Here is a 5,101-nt window from a genome sequence, read left to right as displayed (position 1 = left end):
GCCCTCGCCCTACGCCTTGAGCCGGTCGGCCAGGTCGGCCAGATCATCGACATAGAGGTCGAACCGGTCCGAGGAGGTCGGCGGGTCGGTGACGGGGCGGGCGACGTAGGCGGTGCGCAGGCCCTGGGCCTGTGCCCGGCGCAGGTCCCAGGCGTGCGTGGCCACCATCAGAAGCCGCTCCGGCGGCAGTCCGGAGACGGTGACGGCCAGTTGGTAGACCGCCGCGTCCGGCTTGTAGCTCCGGGCTTCCTCGGCGGACAGTGCCTGGTGCCAGCGCAGTCCGGCGTGGGCGTTGAGTTCAAGGAGCGCCGTCCGGCTCGCGTTGGAGAGCCCGATCAGCGGGAACCGTCCGGCGAGCCGGGCCAGCCCTGACGTGGTGTCAGGCCACGGCGGGAGTCTGCGACTTGACCGCGCCAACTCCGCGACAGCGGCCGGGTCGTCGACGCCGGCAGCGTCGGCGACGAGCCGGGCGGCTTCCAGGTCGAGGGCGTCGCTCGGGAGGTAGGGCCGGGCGCCGTCGAGCATCCGCCGTTGCTCATGCTCGATGTGCTGCTGCCACCGCGACAGCGCGCGCTCGACTTCGAACTCGTCGAGTTCCGGGGCGAGTTCACGAATGCCGGCACGGACTCCGGCGGGTTCGTCGACGAGCGTGCCCAGTACGTCGAAGACGACGGCATCAATCGCTGGCTCTGACATGAGGGAGGTCTCCCGGACGCGGCAGGGGCACAAGAGCGGCTCTCAGCCGAACGCTTCCGGAAACCCCCGGATTCCCGAACCGAACGGCCCGCGCGGCAACCGCAGCAACCGCAGCAACCGCGTAGCCGCAGCAACCGCAGCACCCCATCAACTCCACACTCGCCGCCGCACAGGCCTTAGCGCACCCAGCCCGTGAACCCCTGCTGGCTCCGGGAGCGGCCGCGCCCCGAGGAGCGACCGGCGGCCGCGCCCGGGTCCATCGCGGTGGACACCGCCCGCACCAGCCACGCGTTCACGGAAAGACCCTCGCGTCCCGCCGCCTCCTCGACGCGGGCCTTGAGATGCGCGGGCAGCCGGAAGTTGATGCGGGACGTGGTGCCGTCGTCGTCGGGGACAGGCGCGGGCGGCGCCGGGACCGACGGCTCGTCCCGCTCCTCGTACGACTCAGGGGCGGGCGGCGCCGTCACCACGAACTCGGGGTCGAGCCCCCGCAGCCGTACGTCCACGGAGCCCGGCGCCAGGTCACGGGTCACGTCGGCCATCGCCGCCGAGAGTGCGTTGAGCAGTGTGAGGCGGGCGGCTGACTCCAGGGGCGCGGTGAGGCGCTCGGCCAGGGCCCGGCTCTCCTCGCCGCCCGCCTCGGCGGCGACGGCGAGCTCTTGGCGGAGGTGGGCGACGTAGGGCGTGAGATCCATGGTGCCAGTATGGCGCCACAGCGGCAGGTCGAGGCAACTTCCGTCGCCGCACGACCGCGCGTAGTCCCTGGTCACCGCAGGCGTGCGGGTGCGCGCCCGGCCGCCGGGCGGGACGCTGTGAGGGGAGGACCGGCCCACCGCGAGCCCACGGCACACCACCAGAACCACCCGGCACGGTACGTACAACCCAACGCGCCCCTCGCGTGTCGAAACGGGCAACGCGCGTACGTACCAAGTGAACTGACCACTCCGACACGCGAACCGCAAGGGACCCGCCATGCACACCCGCACCGCCACCGCCGCGCTCGCCGCGGGCCTGCTCCTCACCGCCGCCCCGGCCGCCGCGCACCCGGTCGACCGGGCCGCCACCGGCAAGGCGGAGCCGCCGGCCTGCCGTGCGAACCAGGTGCGCCTGGCCGCGTCCACCGCCGAACCGGAGGACGGGACGTACCCGAACGTCCTGCGCATCAAGGTGACCAACACCAGCGACGAACGCTGCGCCGTGGACCGCATCCCCACGGTCACGTTCGGCGACCTGGACGGCCCGGCCCTGCCCGTACCGCTGGGCCAGAGCGGTCCGTACGCCCTCGGCGCGGGCAAGAGCGGGTACGCGGCGGTGCGCACCATCGAGGACCCGTCCGACGCGAACACCCGCCTCGTCGAGTACGTCACCGTCGCCGGCGCCCCCGCGCACCCCGGCGCCCGCTTCACCGCCGACGACCTGGACCTCTCCGGCGGCCGCATCTGGGTGTGGGAACCGGTCACCACCTGGTGGCAGCCCAGCCAGGCCGAGGCCGACGAGGTGCTCGCCAACCGCTACCAGGCATGATCGGGGACATGACCGAACCGACGTACGGCGCAAGCGACTTCACGGACATCCCCACGACGACCCTCGCCGACCTGCTCGGCCGCGCACAGGTCATGGACATCGGCATCCGGCCGCTGTGGCCGGGCATGCCGCGCGTCGCGGGCCCGGCGTTCACGGTGCGCTGCCCGGTGGGGGACAACCTGATGCTGCACGCGGCCATCCACCGCGCGCAGCCCGGCACGGTCCTGGTCGTCGAATCGGGCGACCTGGACCACGCCTTGGCGGGCGGCAACGTCTGCGCCGTCGCCCAGCGCCGGGGCATCGCCGCGTTCGTGGCGGACGGCCTGATCCGCGACCTGGCCGAGGTCCGTGGCATGGGTTTCCCCGTATACGCCCGCGGGGTCATCCCGATCCCCGGTGCGAAGGCGGCCCCCGAGCCGTTGAACGTCCCGGTGCGCTGCGGCGGCGTCACCGTGCACCCAGGTGACGTGGTCGTCGCCGACGAGGAGGGCGTCGTCGTCACCCCGCACGCCCGTGGCGAACAGGTGCTGCGCGACGCCCGCGCGAAGCTCGCCAAGGAGGCGGAGACCACCCTCGACGCCTGGGAGTCGGACCACCGGGCCCGTATCGACGCGATCCTGCGCGAGCACGGAACCACGGAGCACGGCGCGTGAGGCCGGCCACCGCACCGCAGCTCGTCGAACTCCCCGCCGGGGACGTGACCCTCAACGACCGGCGTACGCAGAAGAGTTGGACCCGGCACGTCACCGGCTTCCGGATCGCCGCCGTACCGGTCACCCAGGAGCAGTACGCCGAGGTCACCGGGGAACGTCCGGGCAGCGCACCCGGCGACCGGCTGCCCGTGGAAGGCGTGTCCTGGTGGGACGCGCTGCGGTTCTGCGACGCGCTGTCCCGCAGGGAAGGGTTGACCCCGGCCCACCGCCGGCAGCCGGACGACCCCGACGCCGTCGCCCTTGACCTGGACGCCGACGGCTACCGGCTGCCCACCGAGGCCGAGTGGGAGTACGCCTGCCGCGCGGGCACGGACGGCGCGCGGTACGGCGAGCTCGACGCGATCGCCTGGCACCGCGGCAACTCGGAGGGCCGCCTGCGCGAGGTCGGCGGCCGGCAGGCCAACGCGTGGGGTCTGCACGACATGCTGGGCAACGTGTGGGAGTGGTGCTGGGACCAGTACGACCCCGAGGTGTACGGCACGTACCGGGTGCTGCGCGGCGGTGGCTGGTTCGACGAGCACTGGAGCTGCCGGGCCTCGGTACGCCGCCGCAGCCACCCGACGCTGCGGCTCGACGACGTGGGCTTCCGCGTCGTGCGCTCGGGGACCACCGGATAGCACCCGGCGGGTACCCGGACCCCGGAACGCACAGAGCCGGGGCCGTCGCAGCGCGGAGCGGGTGCTCCGCGCGGGCGACGACCCCGGCTCGACGCGGTTCAGTTGTCCCGGTCGGCCTTCTGCGCCTGCTCCGCCTTCTTCTCCTTCAGGCGGACGGTCTCCTTACGGACCTCGGCCTGCGTGGTGCGCTCCCGCTGGAGCCACTCGGGCGACTCCTGCTTCAGGGCGTCGATCTGCTCGGTGGTGAGCGGCTCGGTGACGCCGCCGCGGGCCAGGCCCGCGATGGACACACCGAGCTTCGACGCGACCACCGGACGCGGGTGCGGGCCGTTGCGGCGCAGCTCCTGGAGCCACTCCGGCGGGTCGGCCTGCAGCGCGTTCAGCTCCGCGCGGGAGACGACACCCTCCTGGAACTCGGCGGGGGTGGCCTGGAGGTACACACCCAACTTCTTCGCCGCGGTCGCGGGCTTCATCGTCTGGGTGCTCTGGTGCGTCGTCATGGGGTCAAGGGTAACGAGCCCGATGCGATACCTCTGACCACGCCCGGTAACCTGGCGGCGTGACTGGCTCGGAAGCAACACCGTCGTTCCGGCTCGCCTACGTCCCCGGGGCGACGCCCGCGAAGTGGGTGCGGATCTGGAACGAGCGGCTGCCCGACATCCCCCTGACCCTCGTCGCGGTCGACGCCGCCGACGCCGACGGCCTGCTGCGCGACGGCGACGCCGACGCGGGCCTCGTACGGCTGCCGGTCGACCGCACGTACTTCAGCGCGATCCCGCTCTACACCGAGACGTCCGTCGTGGTCATCCCGAAGGACCACCTCGCGGCGGCCTTCGAGGAGCTGACGGCGGACGACATTGCCGACGAGATCGTGCTGCACCCCCTCGACGACCCCTTCGACTGGGAGCGGCCGCCGGGGCAGCCCGCGCTCGAACGGCCCGAGACCACCGCCGACGCCATCGAGCTGGTGGCCGCCGGGATCGGGCTGCTCGTCGTGCCGCAGTCCCTGGCCCGGCTGCACCACCGCAAGGACCTCACGTACCGCACGATCACTGACGTACCGCAGTCGGAGATCGCCCTGGCGTGGCCCGAGGAGCGGACCACCGACCTCGTCGACGACTTCATCGGCATCGTGCGCGGCCGTACCGTGAACAGCACCCGTGGCCGCCGCACCCAGGACGGCGACCGGCCGACGGCCACCGGCAAGCGCCCCGAAGCGACGACCGCACGCCGCAAGCCCGGTACCGCGAAGCCGGGCCAGGGCAAGTCCGGCGGAGCGAAGTCCGGCGGTGCCAGGTCGGGCGGCGCGAAGTCCGGCGGCAAGGCCCCGCGCGGTGGCGCCAGCGGCGGCGGCAAGCGGGGCAAGCCGCGCCGCCGCCCCTGAGAGCGTCCGTAGGGGCCCGGCCTAACCGGCCAGGGCCAGGAACCGCGCCCGCGCACGGCCACCCTCGGCGAGCAGCCAACCGGCCGTGACATGCCCGCGCCCCGGCCCGCCCGTCTCGTCTGCCGCATCCGTCGCGTCCGCCGGGTTCTCCGGTACGAGTACGCGGC

At 73.4% G+C, this 5,101-nt stretch carries 7 protein-coding genes; 4 read left to right on the top strand and 3 right to left on the bottom strand.

Going from position 1 to position 5,101, the window contains the following annotated elements:
- Positions 1–9: 9 nt before the first annotated feature.
- Complete coding sequence (locus GUY60_RS34170; RefSeq protein WP_161705020.1) at positions 10–696, bottom strand: haloacid dehalogenase type II; 687 nt, start codon at positions 694–696, stop codon at positions 10–12.
- A 176-nt stretch (positions 697–872) separates the two neighbouring features.
- On the bottom strand, positions 873–1,391 hold the full coding sequence (locus tag GUY60_RS34165; RefSeq protein WP_161705018.1) for a hypothetical protein: 519 nt from the start codon (positions 1,389–1,391) through the stop codon (positions 873–875).
- 277 nt (positions 1,392–1,668) lie between these two features.
- Here GUY60_RS34165 and GUY60_RS34160 point away from each other — a divergent pair, with 277 nt between their 5' ends.
- Genes GUY60_RS34160 through GUY60_RS34150 form a run of 3 tightly spaced genes read left to right on the top strand, consistent with a single transcriptional unit; the run spans position 1,669 to position 3,550 of the window.
- Complete coding sequence (locus GUY60_RS34160; protein WP_161705016.1) at positions 1,669–2,220, top strand: DUF4232 domain-containing protein; 552 nt, start codon at positions 1,669–1,671, stop codon at positions 2,218–2,220.
- 8 nt (positions 2,221–2,228) lie between these two features.
- Positions 2,229–2,873 (top strand): RraA family protein, encoded by a 645-nt coding sequence (locus GUY60_RS34155; protein ID WP_161705014.1) that lies wholly within the window; start codon positions 2,229–2,231, stop codon positions 2,871–2,873.
- Positions 2,870–3,550, top strand: a complete 681-nt coding sequence (locus tag GUY60_RS34150; protein WP_161705012.1) for a formylglycine-generating enzyme family protein — start codon at positions 2,870–2,872, stop codon at positions 3,548–3,550. The genes GUY60_RS34155 and GUY60_RS34150 overlap by 4 nt, the downstream gene beginning before the upstream one ends.
- Positions 3,551–3,648: 98 nt before the next feature.
- Here the strand turns inward: GUY60_RS34150 and GUY60_RS34145 are convergent, their stop codons facing one another.
- Positions 3,649–4,050 carry a DUF5997 family protein gene (locus GUY60_RS34145; protein ID WP_161705010.1) on the bottom strand — a complete coding sequence of 134 codons (402 nt, stop codon included), beginning with the start codon at positions 4,048–4,050 and terminating at the stop codon, positions 3,649–3,651.
- A gap of 59 nt (positions 4,051–4,109) precedes the next feature.
- Between GUY60_RS34145 and GUY60_RS34140 the strand changes: the two genes are divergently transcribed.
- Positions 4,110–4,934, top strand: a complete 825-nt coding sequence (locus GUY60_RS34140; protein ID WP_161705008.1) for a LysR family transcriptional regulator substrate-binding protein — start codon at positions 4,110–4,112, stop codon at positions 4,932–4,934.
- The last annotated feature ends 167 nt before the right edge of the window (positions 4,935–5,101 follow it).

This window comes from Streptomyces boluensis (assembly GCF_009908195.1).
GTDB classification, from domain to species: domain Bacteria; phylum Actinomycetota; class Actinomycetes; order Streptomycetales; family Streptomycetaceae; genus Streptomyces; species Streptomyces boluensis.
The sequence above is the reverse complement of the archived record's forward strand: the minus strand, read 5'-3'. Positions and strand labels throughout refer to the sequence as shown.